The organism is Streptomyces lasalocidi (assembly GCF_005280215.1).
Classification (GTDB): domain Bacteria; phylum Actinomycetota; class Actinomycetes; order Streptomycetales; family Streptomycetaceae; genus Streptomyces; species Streptomyces longwoodensis.
The window spans coordinates 2,019,794-2,040,226 of record NZ_SZNQ01000001.1 but is presented as its reverse complement, the minus strand read 5'-3'; the positions used below and the strand labels follow the sequence as shown (position 1 = coordinate 2,040,226).

The 20,433-nt window shown below is 73.0% G+C and carries 15 protein-coding genes; 3 read left to right on the top strand and 12 right to left on the bottom strand.

Annotation, left to right across the window (positions count from 1 at the left end; genetic code table 11):
- Positions 1–16: 16 nt before the first annotated feature.
- The 9 genes from E4U91_RS09130 to E4U91_RS09090 form a co-directional block, all read right to left on the bottom strand.
- On the bottom strand, positions 17–733 hold the full coding sequence (locus tag E4U91_RS09130) for an ABC transporter ATP-binding protein (RefSeq protein ID WP_067231983.1): 717 nt from the start codon (positions 731–733) through the stop codon (positions 17–19).
- Positions 730–1,641: an ABC transporter ATP-binding protein gene (locus E4U91_RS09125; RefSeq protein WP_137306379.1), complete on the bottom strand. Its 912-nt coding sequence runs from the start codon at positions 1,639–1,641 to the stop codon at positions 730–732. Before E4U91_RS09125 ends, E4U91_RS09130 begins: the two co-directional genes overlap by 4 nt.
- A gap of 5 nt (positions 1,642–1,646) precedes the next feature.
- Entirely contained in the window at positions 1,647–3,473 is a 1,827-nt protein-coding gene (locus tag E4U91_RS09120; RefSeq protein WP_137306378.1) for a branched-chain amino acid ABC transporter permease, read from the bottom strand.
- A 5-nt stretch (positions 3,474–3,478) separates the two neighbouring features.
- Entirely contained in the window at positions 3,479–4,411 is a 933-nt protein-coding gene (locus tag E4U91_RS09115) for a branched-chain amino acid ABC transporter permease (protein ID WP_067231986.1), read from the bottom strand.
- Between the two features lie 120 nt (positions 4,412–4,531).
- Complete coding sequence (locus tag E4U91_RS09110) at positions 4,532–5,758, bottom strand: branched-chain amino acid ABC transporter substrate-binding protein (RefSeq protein WP_137306377.1); 1,227 nt, start codon at positions 5,756–5,758, stop codon at positions 4,532–4,534.
- 265 nt (positions 5,759–6,023) lie between these two features.
- Positions 6,024–6,653, bottom strand: a complete 630-nt coding sequence (locus tag E4U91_RS09105; protein WP_137306376.1) for a Tat pathway signal sequence domain protein — start codon at positions 6,651–6,653, stop codon at positions 6,024–6,026.
- Positions 6,650–7,072 (bottom strand): hypothetical protein, encoded by a 423-nt coding sequence (locus E4U91_RS09100; protein ID WP_241678538.1) that lies wholly within the window; start codon positions 7,070–7,072, stop codon positions 6,650–6,652. The genes E4U91_RS09105 and E4U91_RS09100 overlap by 4 nt, the downstream gene beginning before the upstream one ends.
- 140 nt (positions 7,073–7,212) lie before the next feature.
- On the bottom strand, positions 7,213–7,689 hold the full coding sequence (locus E4U91_RS09095; protein ID WP_137306375.1) for a PaaI family thioesterase: 477 nt from the start codon (positions 7,687–7,689) through the stop codon (positions 7,213–7,215).
- 67 nt (positions 7,690–7,756) lie between these two features.
- Positions 7,757–10,036, bottom strand: coding sequence for an FdhF/YdeP family oxidoreductase (locus E4U91_RS09090; RefSeq protein ID WP_137306374.1), 2,280 nt, complete (start codon positions 10,034–10,036; stop codon positions 7,757–7,759).
- Positions 10,037–10,364: 328 nt separating this feature from the next.
- On the opposite strand from E4U91_RS09090, the gene polA reads away from it, so the two are divergent.
- Both polA and E4U91_RS09080 read left to right on the top strand, forming a co-directional pair.
- Positions 10,365–13,091: a DNA polymerase I gene (gene polA / locus E4U91_RS09085; RefSeq protein ID WP_137306373.1), complete on the top strand. Its 2,727-nt coding sequence runs from the start codon at positions 10,365–10,367 to the stop codon at positions 13,089–13,091.
- A gap of 118 nt (positions 13,092–13,209) precedes the next feature.
- A complete protein-coding gene (locus tag E4U91_RS09080) occupies positions 13,210–13,578 on the top strand; it encodes a hypothetical protein (RefSeq protein WP_137306372.1) in 369 nt (122 codons plus the stop codon).
- On the opposite strand, the gene E4U91_RS09075 is transcribed toward E4U91_RS09080, so the two are convergent.
- Positions 13,544–14,551, bottom strand: coding sequence for a DUF4184 family protein (locus E4U91_RS09075; RefSeq protein ID WP_137306371.1), 1,008 nt, complete (start codon positions 14,549–14,551; stop codon positions 13,544–13,546). The two genes, E4U91_RS09080 and E4U91_RS09075, sit on opposite strands and share 35 nt — an antisense overlap.
- 372 nt (positions 14,552–14,923) lie before the next feature.
- Between E4U91_RS09075 and E4U91_RS09070 the strand changes: the two genes are divergently transcribed.
- Complete coding sequence (locus E4U91_RS09070) at positions 14,924–16,714, top strand: lytic transglycosylase domain-containing protein (RefSeq protein WP_137306370.1); 1,791 nt, start codon at positions 14,924–14,926, stop codon at positions 16,712–16,714.
- A gap of 37 nt (positions 16,715–16,751) precedes the next feature.
- On the opposite strand, the gene hrpB is transcribed toward E4U91_RS09070, so the two are convergent.
- Positions 16,752–19,346, bottom strand: a complete 2,595-nt coding sequence (gene hrpB / locus E4U91_RS09065) for an ATP-dependent helicase HrpB (protein ID WP_137306369.1) — start codon at positions 19,344–19,346, stop codon at positions 16,752–16,754.
- A gap of 40 nt (positions 19,347–19,386) precedes the next feature.
- Positions 19,387–20,268, bottom strand: a complete 882-nt coding sequence (locus tag E4U91_RS09060) for a class I SAM-dependent methyltransferase (RefSeq protein WP_422070892.1) — start codon at positions 20,266–20,268, stop codon at positions 19,387–19,389.
- Between the last annotated feature and the right edge of the window lie 165 nt (positions 20,269–20,433).

The window sequence follows — 20,433 nt, the reverse complement described above, 5'->3', positions numbered from 1 at the left end:
CTCGTCGTGTGCCGGGTCAGTCCTCGCCCAGGTAGGCCTTGCGGACCGACTCGTCGTGCAGCAGGTCCCGGCCCGTGCCGGACAGCACGATGCTGCCGACCTCCATGACGTGGCCGTGGTCGGCCAGCGACAGGGCGGCCTGGGCGTTCTGCTCGACCAGCAGGATCGTCGTGCCGCCGGACTTCAGCTCGGCGATCGTCGCCATGATCTTCTGCATCATGATCGGCGACAGGCCCATGGACGGCTCGTCCAGCATCAGCAGCTTGGGCTGGGACATCAGGGCGCGCCCCATGGCCAGCATCTGCTGCTCACCGCCCGAGAGGGTGCCCGCGGCCTGCCGGCGCCGTTCACCGAGGATCGGGAACAGGTCGTAGGCGCGCTGGATGTCCTTCTCGATGCCCGGCTTGTCGTTGCGCAGGAACGCGCCGAGGCGCAGGTTGTCCTCGATCGTCATGCGCGGGAAGATGTGCCGCCCCTCGGGGGAGTGGGCGAGGCCCAGCGACACGATCTGGTGCGGGGGCACCTTCTTCAGCGAACGGCCCTCGAAGCGGATCTGCCCGCCGACCGGCTTGAGCAGACCCGACAGGGTGCGCAGGGTCGTGGTCTTGCCCGCGCCGTTGGTGCCGATGAGGGTGACCACCTCACCGGCCTCGACCTTGAACGAGATGCCCTTGACGGCCTCGATCTTGCCGTAGGCGACCCGCAGGTCCTCGACTTCGAGCAGTGCGGTCATCGGTCGTTCTCCTTGCCGGGCACGGCGTCCGTCACGGTGTCGGCCTGCGCCTCGGCGGCCTCGACCTCGGCGACCTCGGCCGCGCCGGGGTCGTTGTCGAAGGGCTCACCGAGGTACGCGGCGACGACCCGCTCGTCGCCCTGGACGGTGGCGCTGTCGCCCTCGACGAGCTTCTCGCCCTGGACGAGCACGGCGACGCGGTCGCACAGGTTGAAGATGAACCGCATGTCGTGCTCGATGACCAGGACCGCGATGCCCATGTCGCGGATCGCGAAGACCAGTTCCTCGGTGGCCCGGGTCTCCTGCGGGTTCATGCCCGCGGTGGGCTCGTCCAGCAGGAGCAGGCCCGGCTCGCTGGCGAGGGCGCGGGCGATCTCCAGCTTGCGCTGCTCGCCGTAGGGCAGGTTGCGGGCCAGGTGCTCCGCCTTGCCCGCGAGGCCCACGAACTCCAGGAGTTCCATGGCGCGGGCGCGGGAGGCGGCCTCGGCCCGGTGGAAGCCGGGGCCCCGCAGCAGGGCGGACCAGAGCCCTTCCCTGGTGCGGGTGTGCCGGCCGACGAGGACGTTCTCCAGGACCGTCATGTTCGCGAACAGACGGATGTTCTGGAAGGTCCGGGCGATGCCGGCCGCGGTCACCTTGAAGGACTTCGGCGGCAGGACGGTGCCCTTGTAGCGGACCTCGCCCTCGGTGGGGATGTACAGGCCGGTCAGGCAGTTGAAGAAGGTCGTCTTGCCGGCGCCGTTGGGGCCGATGAGCCCGACGATCTCACCGGCGTTGACGGTGAGGTCGACGTTGCGCACGGCGGTGAGGCCGCCGAAGCGCATGGTCACGCCGCGGGCGTCGAGGACGGTCTCGCCGGGCACGGCGGGGCCGGGTGCGGTGTCCCTGGTGGTGGTGTCGGTGGTCATGGTGGTCAGGCCCCTGCCTTGGTGAGGACGGCGGGTGCTTCCGTCTCTTCGTGGAATTCCAGCTGGCGGCGGCGGTTGGGGATGAGGCCTTCCGGACGGAACCGCATCAGCAGGACGAGCGCGAGACCGAAGGCGAGGAGCTGGTAGTTGCCGAGGAACTGGAGCTTGGCCGGGATCAGGTAGAGCAGCGCGGCACCGACGAGCGGGCCGGAGATGGTGCCCATGCCGCCGAGCACGACGGCCGCCAGCAGGAAGGCCGAGTTGGGCGGCACGACGTGGGCGAACTGGTACTGCTCCGGCGTCACCGTGTAGGTGACGTGCGCCTGGACCGAACCGGCGAGGCCGGCCAGGCAGGCGCCGAGGGCGAACGCGATCAGCTTCACGCGGAAGCCGTTGATGCCCATGGCGAGGGCCGCGGTCTCGTCCTCGCGGATGGCGATCCAGGCCCGGCCGATGCGCGAGTCGCTGCTGCGCCGGAAGACCACGACCACGATCAGCGTGATCAGCAGCATCAGCAGGAAGTAGTTGGCGAAGCGGGCCAGGGTGAAGCCGAGGATCGTGTGTTCCTGGCCGAAGTCGAAGCCGAGGATGTCCAGGTTCGGGATGGACGAGATGCCGTTCGAGCCGTTGGTGACGTCCGGACCGGAGGTGCCGTCCATGTTCAGCACGGTGATGCGGAAGATCTCACCGAAGCCGAGGGTGACGATGGCCAGGTAGTCGCCGCGCAGCCGGAGCGTCGGGGCGCCGATGATGACGCCGAAGATCATGGCGACCACGGCACCGCACAGCGCCGACGCCCAGAACGGCCACTGCACGTGCAGCGGCGACGAGGGCGACCCGGAGACCAGGGCGGAGGTGTAGGCACCGACGCCGAGGAACGCCACGTAACCCAGGTCGAGCAGGCCGGCGAGGCCGACGACGATGTTCAGGCCGAGGGCGACGGTGGCGAAGATCAGGATGTAGACGCCGATCGTCGCGTACTGGTCGTCGGACTGGGTGAAGGGGAACAGGGCCGCGGCCACGAAGGCGCTGATCATGGTGAGGGTGCGGTGCCGGGCCGTGATCGCCGAGACCCGGGCCACGAGCCCGGCCTTGGCGAGGGCGCCGAAGCCGAAGCCGACGATGATCAGGAAGCCGATGAACTGCTGGTCGTACTCGGTGCCGATGCCGTACGTGAAGACGATCAGGCCGACCGCCATGACGGCGACGATGACCAGGATGTCGACGAAGGCCGGCCGCTGGGGGGCCGGGCCGGGGCTCTTGGCGGCCACGGCGGCCTTGACGACGGCCCAGTTCTGGCGCCGCTGGTGCTTGAACTGCTCCCAGGACGTGTCCTCGGGGTCGATCGGCTCGGGCTCCGGCCAGGTGAAGGGCAGCGCGAGGACACCGACGAGGGCGATCAGGGTGGCGAGGGCGACGACGTAGGCGCCCGGTTCCAGGTTGACGACACCGCCGAGTTCGGCGCTGATGTCGATGACCGTGTACCAGGCCGTCACGAACGTGCCGAGGACGGCGAGCTTCAGCGCGCTGTCGGCGGAGCCGGGGAACAGCCTGCCGAGGCCCCACAGGCCGTACGACGCGAGCCCGAGCAGGACGCCGAGCAGGCCGCCGATGAGAACCAGGACCTGCAGGCCGCCCGGGTAGCCGTAGACGGTGAGGTCGCCGGGGTACTCGGAGGTCCACGTCCACGCGAGGAAGGTGGAGACCACGGCCAGGGCGCTGCCGCCCGTGGCGAGGGCGCGGCCGGCGGCGGTGGGGAGACCGATGAAGCCCTTGGGGGTGCCCTCGACGGGCGCACTGGGGCTGAGCGGAGCGGTGGTCTGCGTCGTCATCGGTATCACGCCCTGTCCGCCACGCGCTCGCCGAGCAGGCCCTGGGGCCTGAACAGCAGCACGAGGATGAGGAGTACGAAGGCCCAGACGTTGGCCCAGGACTGCCCGCCGAGCTGGTCGAAGCCGGGGATGTCGGCGATGTAGGCGGTGGCCATGGTCTCGGCGAGGCCGAGGACCAGCCCGCCGATCATGGCGCCGTAGATGTTGCCGATGCCGCCGAGGACCGCGGCGGTGAAGGCCTTCAGACCGAGGATGAAGCCCATGCGGAACTGCACCTGGCCGTACTTCAGCCCGTAGGCGACGGCGCCGACCGCGGCGAACGCGGCACCGAGGGCGAAGGCGACCACGATGATGCGGTCGGTGTTGATGCCCATCAGCTTGGCGGTGTCGGGGTCCTGCGCGGTGGCCTGCATGCCGCGGCCGGTGCGGGTCTTCATGACGAAGTACGCGAGGATCGCCATGCTGATCGGGGCGGCGACGATCAGGAACACATCACCGGTCTGGATGGTGACGCTGCCGATCTCGAAGGGCCCGCCGGCGATCTCCGGGAAGTTGATGGACTCCTTGGCGCCGGGGTACCAGGCCCAGACGGCCTGCTGGAGCGCCAGGGAGAGGCCGATCGCGGTGATCAGCGGGGCCAGGCGCGGAGCGGTGCGCAGCGGCCGGTAGGCGAATCGTTCCGCTCCTACGGCGACCAGGACGGCGGCGATGACGGCTCCGACGAGCATCAGCGGCAGGGCCACCCACATCGACGTTCCGTCCGGCAACACGTACAGGTAGACCGTGAGGGCGCCGAACCCTCCGATCATGAAGATCTCGCCATGGGCGAAGTTGATGAGCTGGACGATGCCATAGACCATCGTGTAGCCGATGGCGACCAGCCCGTACATGGATCCCAGTAGCAGGCCGTTGACCAGCTGCTGCGGCAGTTCGTTCACCGCATGTCCTCCGAGACGGTTCGGATAGTTTCGACGGATGGAACCGGATGCGAGTCCGCGCGGGGCGCCAGTGGTACAGCGCCCCGCGCGGCTCTGTGGTTCTGAGTGGTGCGGGGTGGGTCAGCCGGTGAAGGTGCCGGACTTGACCGCCTTCCAGGCACCGTTCTCGACCGCGTAGACGGTGAGCTGCTTGTTGGTGGCGTCACCGAACTCGTCGAAGGAGACCTTGCCGGTCACCCCGTCGAAGGAGACGTTCTGCACGGCGGCCGTGACCTTGGCGCGGGCGTCGTCCGGGAGCTTGCCGTCGTTGTCGTCGACGACCTTCTTCACGCCCTCGATGATCGCCCAGGCGGCGTCGTAGGAGTAACCGCCGTAGGCCGCGTACTCCTCCTTGTAGCCGCCCGCCTTGTAGTCGGCGACGAACTGCTTGGCCGAGGCGAGGGTCTCGACCGGGGCGCCGACGGAGGTGGCGAGGTCACCGGCGGCGTTGGCGCCGGCGAGCTTGATGAAGGTCGGGTCGTAGATGCCGTCGCCGCCGACCACCGGGATCTTGGCGCCGCTGGCCTTGATCTGCTTGCTCAGCGGACCGGCCTGCGGGTACTCACCGCCGTAGTAGACGACGTCGGCGCCCGAGTTCTTGACCTTGGTGGCCACCGCGGAGAAGTCCTTGGTGTCCGGGTCGATGTGGTCGGTGCCGACGACCTGGCCGCCGATCTTCTTGAACTCGGCGGTGAACGTCGAGGCCAGGCCCGCGCCGTAGGTCTTCTTGTCGTCGATGACGAAGACCTTCTTCTTCTTGGCGTCGTTGAAGACGTACTGCGCCGCGAACGGACCCTGGATGGCGTCCGTGGTCGCCGTGCGGAAGTACGACTTGTACTGGCGCTCCTTCTTGGTCTGCCAGTTGGCGCCCTGGGTCAGGCCCGGGCCGGTGTTGGCCGGGGATATCTGGACCAGCTTGGCGTCGTCGAAGACCTTCTGCATGGACTCGGCCACGGAGGAGTTCAGCGGACCGACGACACCCAGGACGTCCTTGTCGGCGACGAGGGTGGAGGCGTTCTGCTGGCCCGAGGAGGGCTGCGCCTGGTCGTCGAGGGCCTTGATCTCGAACTTGACGCCGTCGACGTAGTTCTTCTTGTTGGCCGTCTTGGCGGCCAGATCGACCGAGTTCTTGATGCCGAGGCCCAGCGCGGACAGGTCACCGGTCAGCGGGGCGTCGACACCGATGACCACCGTGGTCCCCCCGGAGTCGGAACCCTTGTCGCCACTGTCGCGCGAGCCGCAGGCGGTGAGGGTGAGTGCTCCCGCTGCCAGCGCGGCGGTGATGGCGATGAGCGAACGTTGACGCACGATCCAGTCCTTTCCCTGGCACGGCCCCCTCCCCCTGGAAGAGGCCGAGTCGAGCGCTGGGCCGAAGTGACAATCCGACCTCGCGGTGACTGGCCGTGACTCTAGGCGCGTGAAGGGAAGGTGGAGGAGACCCTGACCAAGGCTGTGACGCTCTTGTTATGACACGAGGTAATGCAGAGCGGTACTGAGGGGGTGGAACAGCGGAATTCCGGCCGATTCGCCCTGTCCGCATGCTGAGAACCCGCAGGACGCGCCGTTTTCCCGATCAGGCGTCTCGGGCGTTTTGGTGATGACCGGATTCGTTGCTGCAGGCTACCTGCAGCGCCCGGGAGAGGGCCTGCGCATACCTCGCCCCCAGGATGAAACTCTGCTCTTGTATTGCGCGCGTATTACGTAGAGTTACGTCGAGGAAAGGAAGTCCGGCGTTTTCCGGCACCGTTCCGCATTCCGTGACATGCATGGTGATCACGATCGTGCGGGCGGCACCCGCCTCCGTCCGGAAGGGCGTGCGCGGGGCCGTGGTCAGGGACAGCCCGGCGTACGGCTGCGACACCCGGGTCACGGTCACCTCCGGACCCGCGTCCACGCTCAACAGCACCTCGAACGCGAAGGATTGCGGCCCGGAGCCGGGCGGCGGGGCGTGCGGTCCGACGAAGGTCACGTACACCACCTGGGCGGGGTACGGCAGTTGGGACGGCGCGGGCGGCGTGGGCGGCGGGAGGTGGGGGCGGGTCGCGTAGAGGCAGCCGCCGGCGACCAGGAGGAGGGCGGCGGTCAGGGCCGCGGCAAGGGGGCGTCCCCGCAGGGCAGTTGGGCGGCCCGGGGTGGGACGTCGTCCCACGGGCCGGGGGACCGCCGTGCCCTCGCCGGGTTCGACCGGGCCGATGGCGTTCACTGCCAGGGGCCCTCGCCCGGACCGCCGGAGCGGTACCACGCGACACACCCCTCGCGGGCCCGGCGGTCGATCAGCGCGTCGGCCGCCGCGGCGCCGGCGCGCCCCTTCTCGGCGCGGGCCTCGTCCACCACGTTCCGCAGGATCTCGTACTGCCCGTTGGACAGGCCCATCGACTGGTAGTCACCGTACGTGGTGCCGTCCAGCACCTCGCGGGACCAGTGGGCGACCACCCGGGTGCACAGGTCCTCGGGTGGCGCGGGTGGCGCGGGGGAGGCGGCGGGCGGTGCGGTGGTGTGCGCGTCGTCCGCTCCGGTGGCCGCCGGGGCGCCGCAGCCGGTCGCCAGTACGCCGGCCAGGGCGCCCGCCAGCAGTGCCGCCCCGAGGCGTCCGGTCCCCGGTCGGAGCCTTCGCGTTGCCATGGCCCGACGCTAGGGCGCGGGGCGGGGTGGGGGCAACGGGGCGGGGGCGACGGGGACGGGGAGGGCGGGGGCGACGGGGACGGGGACGGGGAGGGCGGGGGCGACGGGGACGGGCAGGGCGGGGGCGACGGGGACGGGCGTCAGCCGTTGGTGTCCTGGCCCGTGCGCACGTCCCGCAGCAGACAGGTCAGCCGCGCGGTGCACACCCGCCGCCCCTCCTCGTCGCTGATCACGACCTCGTACGTGGCCGTGGAGCGCCCCCGGTGCACGGGCGTGGCCACACCGGTCACCAGGCCCGAGCGGACCCCGCGGTGGTGCGTGCAGTTCAGGTCCACGCCCACGGCGATCCTGGAGCTGCCGCCGTGCAGCATCGACCCGACGGAGCCCAGGGTCTCGGCCAGCACCGCCGAGGCCCCGCCGTGCAGCAGCCCGTACGGCTGGGTGTTGCCCTCGACCGGCATCGTGCCGACCACGCGCTCGGCGGAGGCCTCGAGGATCTGCACGCCCATGCGCGTGCCCAGGTGCCCGGCGGAGAACATCGCGTGCAGGTCCACGCCGAGCGCGGCGTACTCGTCGATGACCTCTTGCGGGAACTTCACGTGCTGCTGCTCACCCATGGTGCCCGGGCTCCGTTCGTCGTCGTACAGGACGGGCAGCGCCGGCCGGCGCCGCCTGAGCAAACGCTCAGTCGGTGGCCGATTGTTCCAGACGCACCACGACGGACTTGCTGGCCGGGGTGTTGCTGGTGTCCGCGGTGGCGTCCAGCGGCACCAGGACGTTCGTCTCCGGGTAGTAGGCCGCCGCACAGCCCCGTGCCGTCGGGTAGACCACCACCCGGAAGCCCGGCGCCCGCCGCTCCACCCCGTCCTTCCACTCGCTCACCAGGTCCACGTACGACCCGTCCGCCACGCCCAGCGCCCGTGCGTCCCCGGCGTTGACCAGGACGACCCTGCGGCCGCCCCGGATGCCCCGGTAGCGGTCGTCCAGGCCGTAGATCGTGGTGTTGTACTGGTCGTGCGAGCGCAGCGTCTGCAGCAGCAGCCGGCCCTCGGGCAGCTCCGGGTACTCGACCGGCGCGGCCGTGAAGTTGGCCTTGCCGGTCGCCGTCGGGAAGCGGCGCTCGTCGCGCGGGGCGTGCGGCAGCGCGAAGCCGCCGGGCCGCGCCACGCGCGCGTTGAAGTCCGTGAAGCCGGGGACCACGCGCGCGATGCGGTCCCGGACCGCCGCGTAGTCCCCCTCGAACTCCTCCCACGGCACGACGCTGCGCCCGCCGAGCACCCGCCGCGCGAGCCGGCACACGATGGCCGGCTCCGACAGCAGGTGCCCGCTCGCCGGCTCCAGCCGGCCGCGGGAGGCGTGCACCATGCCCATCGAGTCTTCGACGGTCACGAACTGCTCGCCGCTGTCCTGCACGTCGCGCTCGGTGCGGCCGAGGGTGGGCAGGATCAGCGCCCGCGCGCCCGTGACGACGTGCGAGCGGTTCAGCTTCGTCGACACGTGCACCGTCAGCCGGGCCCGCCGCACGGCCGCCTCGGTGACCTCCGTGTCGGGGGAGGCGGAGACGAAGTTGCCGCCCATCGCGAAGAACACCTTCGCCTCGCCGTCGCGCAGGGCGCGGATGGCGCGCACCACGTCGTAGCCGTGGGCGCGCGGCGGGGTGAAGCCGAACTCCTCCTCCAGGGCGTCCAGGAACGCCGGGGCGGGCCGCTCGAAGATGCCCATCGTGCGGTCGCCCTGCACGTTGGAGTGGCCGCGCACCGGGCACACGCCCGCGCCGGGGCGGCCGATGTTGCCGCGCAGCAGCAGGAAGTTGACCACCTCCCGGATCGTCGGCACCGAGTGCTTGTGCTGGGTCAGGCCCATGGCCCAGCAGACGATGGTGCGCTGCGACGCGAGGACCATGTCCAGGGCCCGCTCGATCTCCGCGCGCGTGAGGCCGGTCGCCCTGAGGGTCTCGTCCCAGTCCGCGGCGCGGGCCGCCGCGGCGAACTCCTCGAAGCCGTGGGTGTGCTCGCGGACGAACTCCTCGTCGACCGCGCCCTCCGTCTCCAGCACCAGCTTGTTCAGGAGGCGGAACAGGGCCTGGTCGCCGCCGATGCGGATCTGCAGGAACAGGTCGGTGAGGGCGGCGCCCGCGGTGAGCCCCTTGGCCGTCTGCGGGTTCTTGAACCGCTCCAGCCCCGCCTCCGGCAGCGGGTTGACGCTGATGATCCGCGCGCCGTTCGCCTTGGCCTCCTCCAGCGCGGTCAGCATGCGGGGGTGGTTGGTGCCCGGGTTCTGGCCGGCCACGATGATCAGGTCGGCCCGGTGCAGGTCCTCCAGCAGGACGCTGCCCTTGCCGATGCCGATGGTCTCGTTGAGCGCCGAACCGGACGACTCGTGGCACATGTTGGAGCAGTCCGGCAGGTTGTTCGTGCCCAGCTCGCGCGCGAAGAGCTGGTAGAGGAACGCGGCCTCGTTGCTGGTGCGGCCCGAGGTGTAGAAGACGGCCTCGTCGGGGGAGGCGAGGGCGCCGATCTCCTCGGCGACGATGTCGAACGCGCGCTCCCAGGTGACCGGTTCGTAGTGGTCGCCGCCCTCGGGCAGGTACATGGGGTGGGTGAGGCGGCCCTGCTGTCCCAGCCAGTAGCCGCTGCGGCCCGCCAGGTCGGCGACCGGGTGCGCGGCGAAGAACTCCGGCGTGACCCGGCGCAGGGTGGCCTCCTCGGCGACCGCCTTCGCGCCGTTCTCGCAGAACTCCGCCTTGTGCCGGTGGTCCGGCTCGGGCCAGGCGCAGCCCGGGCAGTCGAAGCCGTCCTTCTGGTTGACGTTCAGCAGGGTCAGCATCGTGCGCCGGACGCCCATCTGCCGCTGGGCGGCGCGCAGCGTGTGCCCGATGGCGGCCAGCCCGGCCGCGGCGTGCTGCGGTCCGGCGACCTGCGGCGCGTCCTGCACCGGATCGGCCTGGGGCGGCTTCGTTGCCATCGCGCACTCTCCTTCGCGCACACCGACGAACTTCCGCCCCGATCCTCGCACGCACGACCGACGGGGGGACGGGCCGGGCACGACAGCGGGCACCGGCGCCGGCACCCACTGTCACCGCACCGCACCGCACCGCACCGCACCGCACCGCAGCGCGGCGCTCCGCGGCGCGTCCCGGCCGGCGCTCCCGGCCCGCGCCCGTCACGTCCCTGCCGTCACGTCCCTGCCGTCATGCCCCCCGGGGGGGGCACCCCCTCCGTCACCGCCCGGTCATCGCCCCCGGTCGAGCCGACGGACGCTCGTGTCAGTGGGGCGTGGCAGGATCGGGGGCGTGGCAGAGACAGCAGCGAAGAAGACCGAGACGACCCCCGGCGGCAGCCGGCCCCGCCTGATGCTCATGGACGGGCACTCGCTGGCCTACCGCGCGTTCTTCGCGCTGCCCGCGGAGAACTTCACCACCGCGACGGGCCAGCCGACCAACGCGATCTACGGCTTCGCGTCGATGCTGGCGAACACGCTGCGCGACGAGGCGCCCACGCACTTCGCCGTCGCCTTCGACGTCTCGCGCAAGACGTGGCGCTCCGAGGAGTTCACCGAGTACAAGGCCAACCGCTCCAAGACCCCGGACGAGTTCCGCGGCCAGGTCGAGCTGATCGGCGAGCTGCTCGACGCGATGCACGCCCAGCGCTTCGCCGTGGAGGGGTTCGAGGCGGACGACGTCATCGCCACCCTCGCCACCCGCGCCGAGGCCGAGGGCTTCGACGTGCTGATCGTCACCGGCGACCGCGACTCCTTCCAGCTGGTCTCCGAGCACACCACGGTGCTGTACCCGACCAAGGGCGTGTCGGAGCTGACCCGCTTCACCCCGGAGAAGGTTTTCGAGAAGTACGGGTTGACGCCCGCCCAGTACCCCGACTTCGCGGCCCTGCGCGGCGACCCGTCCGACAACCTCCCGGGCATCCCCGGCGTCGGCGAGAAGACCGCCGCCAAGTGGATCAACCAGTTCGGCTCCTTCGCCGAGCTGGTCGAGCGCGTCGACGAGGTCAAGGGCAAGGCCGGCCAGAACCTCCGCGACCACCTGGAGTCGGTCAAGCTCAACCGCCGCCTCACCGAGCTGGAGCGCCAGGTCGAGCTGGACCGCACCGTCGCCGACCTCGAGCGCGCGCCCTACGACCGCAAGGCGGTCGCGATGGTGCTGGACACCCTGGAGATCCGCAACCCGTCGTTGCGCGAGCGGCTGCTCGCCGTCGACCCGGGCGCCGAGCAGGCCGACCCGGCCCCGGTGGTCCTGGCCGGCGTGGAGCTCGACGGCACGGTCCTCGGCACCGGCGAGCTGGCCGGCTGGCTCAGCGAGCACGCCGGGCAGCCGCTCGGCGTGGCCACCGTCGACACCTGGGCGTTGGGCACCGGTTCGGTCGCCGAGGTCGCCCTCGCCGCGGGCGGGGGAGCGGCCGCCTGGTTCGACCCCACCGAGCTCGACGAGGCCGACGAGCGCGCGTGGGCGGCCTGGCTGGCCGACCCGGAGCGGCCCAAGGTCTTCCACGACGTCAAGAGCGCCATGCGGGTCTTCGCCGAGCACGGCTGGGGCATCACCGGCGTCTCGATGGACACCGCCCTCGCCGCGTACCTGGTCAAGCCGGGCCGCCGGTCCTTCGACCTCGACGCGCTGTCCCTGGAGTACCTCAACCGCGAGCTGGCCCCCGCCGCCACCGCCGACGGCCAGCTGGCCTTCGGCGCGGACGACGGCGCCGAGGCCGAGGCGCTCATGGTGCAGGCCCGCGCGGTCCACGACCTCGGTGACGCCTTCCGCGGCCGGCTGGAGGAGGTCGGCGCGGCCGACCTGCTGCGCGACGTGGAGCTGCCCACCTCCGCGCTCCTCGCGCGCATGGAGCGGCACGGCATCGCCGCCGACCGCGCCCACCTGGAGGCCATGGAGCAGATGTTCGCGGGCGCCGTCCAGCAGGCCGTCAAGGAGGCCCACGCGGCCGCCGGGCACGAGTTCAACCTGGGCTCGCCCAAGCAGCTCCAGGAGGTCCTCTTCGGCGAGCTGGGCCTGCCCAAGACGAAGAAGACCAAGACCGGCTACACCACGGACGCCGACGCCCTCGCCTGGCTGGCCGGCCAGACGGACAACGAACTGCCGGTGATCATGCTCCGCCACCGGGAGCAGGCGAAGCTGCGCGTCACCGTCGAGGGCCTGATCAAGACGATCGCGACCGACGGCCGCATCCACACCACGTTCAACCAGACCGTCGCCGCCACCGGCCGGCTGTCCTCGACGGACCCGAACCTGCAGAACATCCCGGTCCGCACCGACGAGGGCCGAGCGATCCGCCGCGGGTTCGTCGTGGGCGAGAGCTTCGAGTCCCTGATGACGGCCGACTACAGCCAGATCGAGCTGCGCGTGATGGCCCACCTCTCCGAGGACGCGGGCCTGATCGAGGCGTTCACCTCCGGGGAGGACCTGCACACCACGGCGGCCTCCCAGGTGTTCGGCGTGGAGCGTTCCGCGGTCGACGCGGAAATGCGCCGCAAGATCAAGGCCATGTCCTACGGCCTGGCGTACGGGCTGTCGGCGTTCGGCCTGTCCCAGCAGCTGAACATCGAGGCGGCGGAGGCACGCGCCCTCATGGACGCCTACTTCGAGCGCTTCGGCGGCGTGCGGGACTACCTGCGCCGCGCGGTCGACGAGGCCCGGGCCACGGGCTACACGGCGACCCTCTTCGGCCGCCGCCGGTACCTGCCCGACCTCAACAGCGACAACCGCCAGCGCCGCGAGGCCGCCGAGCGCATGGCCCTGAACGCGCCGATCCAGGGCACCGCCGCGGACATCGTCAAGATCGCCATGCTCAAGGTGGACGAGGCCCTGCGCGAGGCCGGCCTCGCCTCCCGGATGCTCCTCCAGGTGCACGACGAAATCGTCCTGGAGATCGCCCCCGGCGAGCGCGAGCGGGTCGAGGAGCTGGTCCGCCGGGAGATGTCCACGGCGGTCACCCTGAGGGCCCCGCTGGACGTGTCGGTGGGCGCGGGCCCCGACTGGGAGTCGGCGGCCCACTAGCGAACCGGCCTCACGACCGAGGTGAGGGCGGCCCGCGCCCCGGCGCCCCGCCCTCACCCCTCACCCGCGTGGCCCCCGACAGAGCGCCCCGCCACCCCCGCGGCGCCAAGATGCCGCCATGGGTATACGCATGCTCCACCGCCGGACGGCACACGCACGCGTTGATGCCACGTCCGCCGCAAAGACGCAGGTCAAGCCCGACACACCGCCCTTCGCGACGGTCCCCGCCCGCGCCCCCGGCGCCGCGAGTCCCCGGCTTCCCCGCACCGCCCGCACGGCCCTGCGCGACGCCGTCGCACCCGCCCGCCGGGGCCTGAACCGCCTGTGGGACAGCACGGCCTGGCAGGTGACCCGCGGTTACCTGGACCTGGCTCTCGGCGCCTTCGAACGGCTCCCCAGACCTCGCCGCACCCTGAGGATCGTCCTCACCCCTGCACCGGCCCCCGCGCCCTTCACCGCGCGCCCGGACGGCTCCGCTCCCCGCTGACCCCGGAGCCGCCAGAGCCGTCAGAGCCGTCAGGCACCCCGGTGACCCCGGTGACCCCGGTGACCCCGGACCCCCGGGACGCCGACGCTCCGTCCGTCCGCCCGAGCGCACCCGCACCCTCGCCCGCACCACCACCAGCACCACCGCTCCGGGCGGCCGGACGCCGCACCCGCGGGCGCAACCGCACCCGCACCCGCACCACCACGGCGTACACCACCACCCCCAGCACCAGCCCCGCGCCCGCCCCGAAGCACACCGTCGGGATGAGCTCCCACGGCTCGGCCCGCGGTCCCCAGTGGTCCCGCCACGCCAGGGCCCGCCGCACCGCGGCGACCAGCGCGCAGCCGCCGACCAGCGCGAGCGCTCCCCACCGCCCGCGCGCCGACAGCGCCGGCACCCCCACGGGTTCGTCCGCGGGGGAGCACCGCAGGGCATGGGTGACGAACGCGGCGATCACCACCGCGGCCAGGGCCGAGCCGCCGTACTGGAGGTACCAGTACAGAGGTGAGCCGGCCACCTGGGCGTCGAGCACGGGGAACAGCCGCACGCCCCACCGGTCGTGGTGCGTGAACGCGTCCCAGAAGACGTGGGTCAGCGCGCCGAGCACCGCGCACGCGTACCAGCGCAACAGCAGCGACGGGCGTACGCGTGCGGGGGGTGCGCCGCAGCGGGTGAGCGCGGCCGGCCTCCCCTGCCGGGCACGGGGCAACAGGGCCACCAGCGGCTCGCGCACCAGCAGCCACAGGCCCACCAGCAGCCAGGCGATCAGCACGTCGACGGTGAAGACGCCCGGGAGGGAGTGCGTGACGGCGCCGAACTCCATCCCGCCGGGGACGGCACTCGCCGCGTAATAGGTCATGTCCGGCGCGAAGGAGCCCGCGACGAGGACCGCCGGCACCAGCCGCGCCCGCCCGGACCCGTCCGCGCGGACCGCGGGCAGCACGGCTGCGGCATGACTGAGGGTGAACGGCAACGGGGCTCCCCGAGCAGGACGTTGACGGACGGCCGACACGAAGATCGACTCCACTCAGTATGCGGGACCCCGCCCACGCGCCGATGGGACGTGGCCGAACGGTGAAAAGCGGGCGCGAACGGGTGCCGGTGCAAAAGAAGTTGTCGTAGGGTCGCCTGGGCGCCGTGCCGTTCGGCGCGCTCGGACAACTGAACAGACCATCGCAAACCACCGCACCGCGCCCCCGGGGGCAACCGGCCGGGCCGCTCGGTCGTCACACCTGACGGACGAACACCGTCCGGCACACCAGCGGTCACCGCCGGCCGGTACGGAACGCGACCACGACGGCAGACGGAGACGGGCGCCCGGGCGTCCACGGGAGGGGTTCACCACATGGCGGCGCACTTCGGCAGGCGACTGCGCAAGGGGGCGGTCACCACCGCCGTGGCCGCAGCGGCGGTCGCGGCACTGTCCGCGTCCCAGGCTCCCGACGTCACCACCACGGACGGCCAGGAGAGACAGTCCGCCGCCGACGCGCAGGCCACCCCGGACCCGACCGCCGCGGACGCGGGCGCGACCGGCAACTCGCCGTACTACACGGACCTGCCGCCGCTGAACAGCCCGACCCCCGTGCCCAGCACGACCGTCGGCCCGACGACCGGCACGGGCACCACCTCCCAGGCCGGCATCCCCGCGACCGTCCTGGACGCCTACCAGAGGGCCGCGGCCGAACTCACCGCCTCCAAGCCCGGCTGCAACCTGCCCTGGCAACTGCTCGCCGCCATCGGCCAGGTGGAGTCGGGCCAGGCCCGCGGCGGCCGCGTCACCGCCGACGGCACCACCGTGTCGCCGATCCTCGGCCCGGTCCTCAACGGCGTCGGCTTCGCGCACATCAAGGACACCGACCACGGCGCCTACGACGGCGACGCCACCTACGACCGCGCCATCGGCCCCCTGCAGTTCATCCCGTCCACCTGGGCGTGGGCGGGCCGCGACGGCAACGGCGACGGCAAGGCCGACCCCAACAACGTCTACGACGCCGCGCTCGCCGCCGGCCACTACCTGTGCCGCAACGGCTGGGACCTGTCCGTCGAGGCCGACCTGAAGAAGGCCATCCTCAGCTACAACTACTCGCAGGACTACCTGCACACCGTCCGCTCGTGGATGGAGTTCTACCGCAGGGGCACCCACGAGATCCCGGACGGCTCGGGCTCCCTGCCCGGCAACCGCAGCGACGAGCACGACACCCCGATGTCGCCGTCGGTGCCCGTGACCCCGTCGCCGGCCCCGAAGCCGTCGAAGCCCGGCGGCACCACCAAGCCGTCGACCCCGGCCACGCCGTCGAAGCCCGGCACCCCGAGCACCCCGTCGACGCCCACCCCCAGCCCCACCCCGACGCCGACGCCGACCGACACGGTCGCCCACCTCGAGGACGCGGGCACGGCCACGCTGAGCGCCCGGGCCGGCGACACCTTCGCCGACCGGATCAGCGCCCGCGCCGAGACCTCGTCCGGCAAGCCGGTCGCCAAGGTGCGCGTCCGCTTCACGATCGTCGGCGACACGGACGCTGCCTTCGCCGGCGGCGAGTCGCACGCCACGGTCGTCACCGACGCCAAGGGCGTCGCGCTCGCGCCCGCGCTGCGGGCGGGCGAGAAGACCGGCGACTTCACCGTCCGCGCCCTGCTGGTCGGCCGGGCGGTCACCGCCGTCGACTACCGGGCCACGGTCACCGCGCGTGCCGCCGACGCCCTCACCCGCACCGGCGACACCGCGCTGACCTGCACCGCGGGGGGCGAGTTCGCCGACCGGGTCGAGGTGAAGGCGACGTACAAGGGCGCCGCCGCGGGCAAGGTCGCGGCCACCGCCACGCTGGTGGCGTCGGCCGACGCCACGACCGCCAACGACAAGGGCCCCTACTTCAAGGACGCCTCCGGCAAACCGGTGCGCACCCTCACCGGCCTGGAGACGGACGCCAACGGCCTGCTGAAGCTGCCCGAGCTGTACGCGGACGACACCACCGGCACCTTCGTGCTGCGGGTCACCACCACCGGCGGCGCGACCCTCACGGTCGAACTGACCGTCACGGCGCCCGCGTCGTCGACCCCGACCCCGTCGGACAGCCCGAGCCCGTCGCAGAGCCCCGCCGCTGCCGTAGCGCCGCCAGAACGGGTGTTCGTGCCGTAGAACTGCCCCGTGAGCCTCGGTGTCAGCGGGGCACCGGTCAGCGCCTGAGGCGTGCCGTCGTGTGCCGGGTCGGCTCCGCGGTGGCCGGGTCCTCCGGCCACGGGTGCTTGGGGTAACGGCCTCGCAGCTCCGCCCGTACGCCCCGGTAGCCGTCCTTCCAGAAGGACGCCAGGTCGGCGGTCACGGCCGCGGGCCGCCCGGCGGGGGACAGCAGGTGCACCAGCAGGGGCACCCCGGCCACCCGGGGCGTCTCGGTCAGCCCGAACATCTCCTGCAGCTTCACCGCGAGCACCGGCCGCTCCGGGTCGGCGTAGTCGACACGGATCCGCGAGCCGCTCGGCACGGCGACCCGCTCGGGCGCCAGCTCGTCGAGGCGCGCGGCCTCCCCGGTGGCCCAGGGCAGCAGCCGCCCGAGCGCCTGCCCGGCGTCGATCCGGGCGAGGTCGGCGCGGCGGCGGGCCCGGCCGAGCTCCGGCTCCAGCCACTCGTCCACGCGTGCGTGGAGCGCTTCGTCGGACACGTCGGGCCACGGCCCGCCGAGGTGCAGCCGCAGGAACGTGAGCCGCTGCCGCAGCACCAGGGCGTCGGGCGTCCACCGCAGCAGGCCGAACCCCTCCTGCCGCAGCCCCTCCAGCAGCGCGCCCCGCACGAGCAGGGGGTCGGCGTGCTGCAACGGCCGCACGGCCAGCTCGACCGCCCCCAGCCGTTCGACCCGCCGGGCGACGACGTCCCCGTCGGACCAACGGACCTCCTCCGCCTCCCCGGCCAGCGCCCCGGCGGCGAGCCGTGCGACGTCCTCGTCGATCGCGGCCCCCAGCTGTACGCGCGCGTGCCCGCGCCCGACGGGCCGGTCGGCGACGGCGACGGCGATCCACGGCGCCCCGCGCAGCGCGGACCCCTCGGCGAGCTCGGCCCGCGTCCCGGAGACCATCAGGTACGACCCGCCGTCGAGCCGGGCGACCCGCTCCGGGAAGGCGAGCGCGGCGACCCGCCCGGCGATCCGGTCGTCACCGGCCCCGGCCCCGCCGCCCGCGGGGGAACCGGCGTCACGAGCGGGCGGGCGCGCCGCTCCTTCCGACGCGACGGCCTGTACCGCCCCCTTCGACGTGACGGCCTGCGCCGCCCCCTCCGACGCGACGGCCCGCAGCCGCCGGACCTCCGTCCGCCACCGCTGGGCGTACGCGTCACCCCCGCGCCGCGCGGCACGCACCGCCGACACCAGGTCGTTCCCGTACTCGCGGGGCGCCTCCTCGCTCAGCAGCGCGACGACCTCCGCACCCTCGCCCGAGGTGTCGAGCAGCGCCCGGCCCAGCCGGGGGTGCAGCCCGAGCCGCGCCAGCCGCACACCCCGTTCCGTGGCCCGCCCGTCCGCGTCGACCGCCCCGATCGCCGTCAGCACCGCCCGCGCCGCCGCCATCGCCCCGCCCGGCGGCGGGTCGAGCAGCGCCAGTCCGGACGCCCCCGGATCACCCCAGCAGGCCGCCTGGAGGGCGAACGCCGTCAGGTCGGCCACCTTGATCTCCGGCGACGGGTACAGCGGCAGCCGCGCGTCCTCGGCCTCCGCCCAGCACCGGTACACCGTGCCCGGCGCCTCGCGCCCGGCCCGCCCCGCCCGCTGCCGTCCGGCCGCTCGGGAGGCCCGTACGGTCGTCAGCGCGCTCAGCCCGCGCGCGTGGTCCACCCGCGGTTCGCGCGCCAGCCCCGAGTCGACGACCACCCGCACCCCGGGCACCGTCAGCGACGACTCCGCGACCGACGTGGCCAGCACCACCCGGCGCCGCGCACCGGGCGCCAGCACCGCGTCCTGCACGGCGGCCGGCGCCCGCCCGTGCACCTGGAGCACCTCGACGTCCCCCAGGTCGCCCTGGGCGAGCGCGGTGCCCAGCTGCCCGGCGACGCGCGTGATCTCCCCGACGCCCGGCAGGAAGCACAGCACGTCCCCGGACCGCTCGGCCAGCGCCCGCCGCACCACCGACGCGACGTGGGCCAGCAGCGCGGGATCCACGCGCAGGCCGTGCGGCGGCCGCACCGCGCGCGGGGGCGGCGCCCAGACCACCTCGACGGGATGGGCGGTGCCCTCCGCCTCGATCACCGGCGCACCGCCCAGCAGCCGCGCCCACCCCTCGGCGTCGGTCGTGGCGGAGGCGGCCACCAGCCGCAGCTCGGGGCGCAGCGTCTCGCGCACGTCCCACAGGAACGCCGCCGCCGTGTCCGCGTCCAGGTGCCGCTCGTGGCACTCGTCCAGCACCACCACGTCCACGCCCGCCAGCTCCGGGTCGCGCTGCAGGCGTTGCAGCAGCACACCGGTCGTGACGACCTCCACGCGCGTGTGCCGCCCCACGACCCGCTCGCCGCGCACCGTGTACCCGACGCTCCCGCCGGTCCGCTCGCCCAGCAGCCACGCCATCCGGCGCGCCGCGGCCCGCGCGGCGATCCGGCGCGGCTCCGCCACGACCACCCGCCGCGTCGGGCCCCCGCCGAGCAGCCCGGCCAGGGCCGGCGGCACCAGCGTCGTCTTGCCCGTGCCGGGCGGCGCCACGAGCACCGCGGTGCCGGGCCCGTCCAGCGCGGCGCGCAGCCCCGGCAGGGCCGCGCGCACCGGAAGGGCGTCCAGCGCGTCGTGGCGGATCACGCCCCCGGTCGTGCCCCCCGTCGTACCCCCGGCCATCACCTCAGTCCCGTACGCACACGAAGATCGCCGTCCCCGGGAGCAGCGCACCGCGCAGCGGCGACCAGCCGCCCCACTCCGAGGTGTTCCAGGACGGCCACTCCGGCTCCACCAGGTCCACCAGGCGGAAGCCGGACGACACCACGTCCCGCACGCGGTCGCCGAGCGTGCGGTGGTGCTCGACGTACACCGCCCGGCCCTCCTCGTCCTGCTCGACGTACGGCGTGCGGTCGAAGTAGGACGCCGACACGGTCAGCCCCTCGGGGCCGGGCTCGTCGGGGAACGCCCAGCGGATCGGGTGCGTCACGGAGAACACGAGACGGCCGCCCGGGCGCAGCACCCGGTGCACCTCGCGCAGCACCAGCCGCGGGTCCGCCACGAACGGCAGCGCGCCGTACGCCGAGCAGGCCAGGTCGAAGGAGGCGTCCGCGAACGGCAGCGCGCCGGCGTCGGCGCACACCAGCGGGACCGTCCCGCCGATGCGCAGCGCGTGCTGGAGCTGGCGGTGGGAGATGTCCAGCGCGACCGGGCGGGCGCCCTGCGCGGCCAGCCAGCGCGAGCACTGGGCGGCGCCGGCGCCGATCTCCAGGACGTCCCGGCCCTCGAGGTCCTCCGGCGGGCCGAGCAGCTCGGCCTCGACCTCGTCCAGGCCCTCCGGGCCCCACACGAAGCGGTCGTCGCCGAGGAACGTGCCGTGTTCGGTCTGGTACTCGTCCGCGTTGCGGTCCCACCAGCCGCGATTGGCCCGGGAGCTCTCCACCACGTCGGCGTCGCGCCGGGTGGCCTCCGGCTCGGGTTCGGTGGGCTCGGACGATACGGGCTCTTGGATGATCGGCTCCCTCGTCGTACTCTTCCGTCCAACCCCGTCCCGGCGGGGTCCGCGCACGGCGGCGAGCGCGGCTCTCCGCGCGGCCCTCACGGCCCGGCGGGACAGGATGTGTGCCGGGTTTGCGCCGTTCGCCCCCCGTGGGCGGCTTCGCGCATTGACCCTGCCCGGCTGCCCCCGTATGCTACAAGTTGCGCTGCGGGCCTGCGCACCTCAGACGTAGCA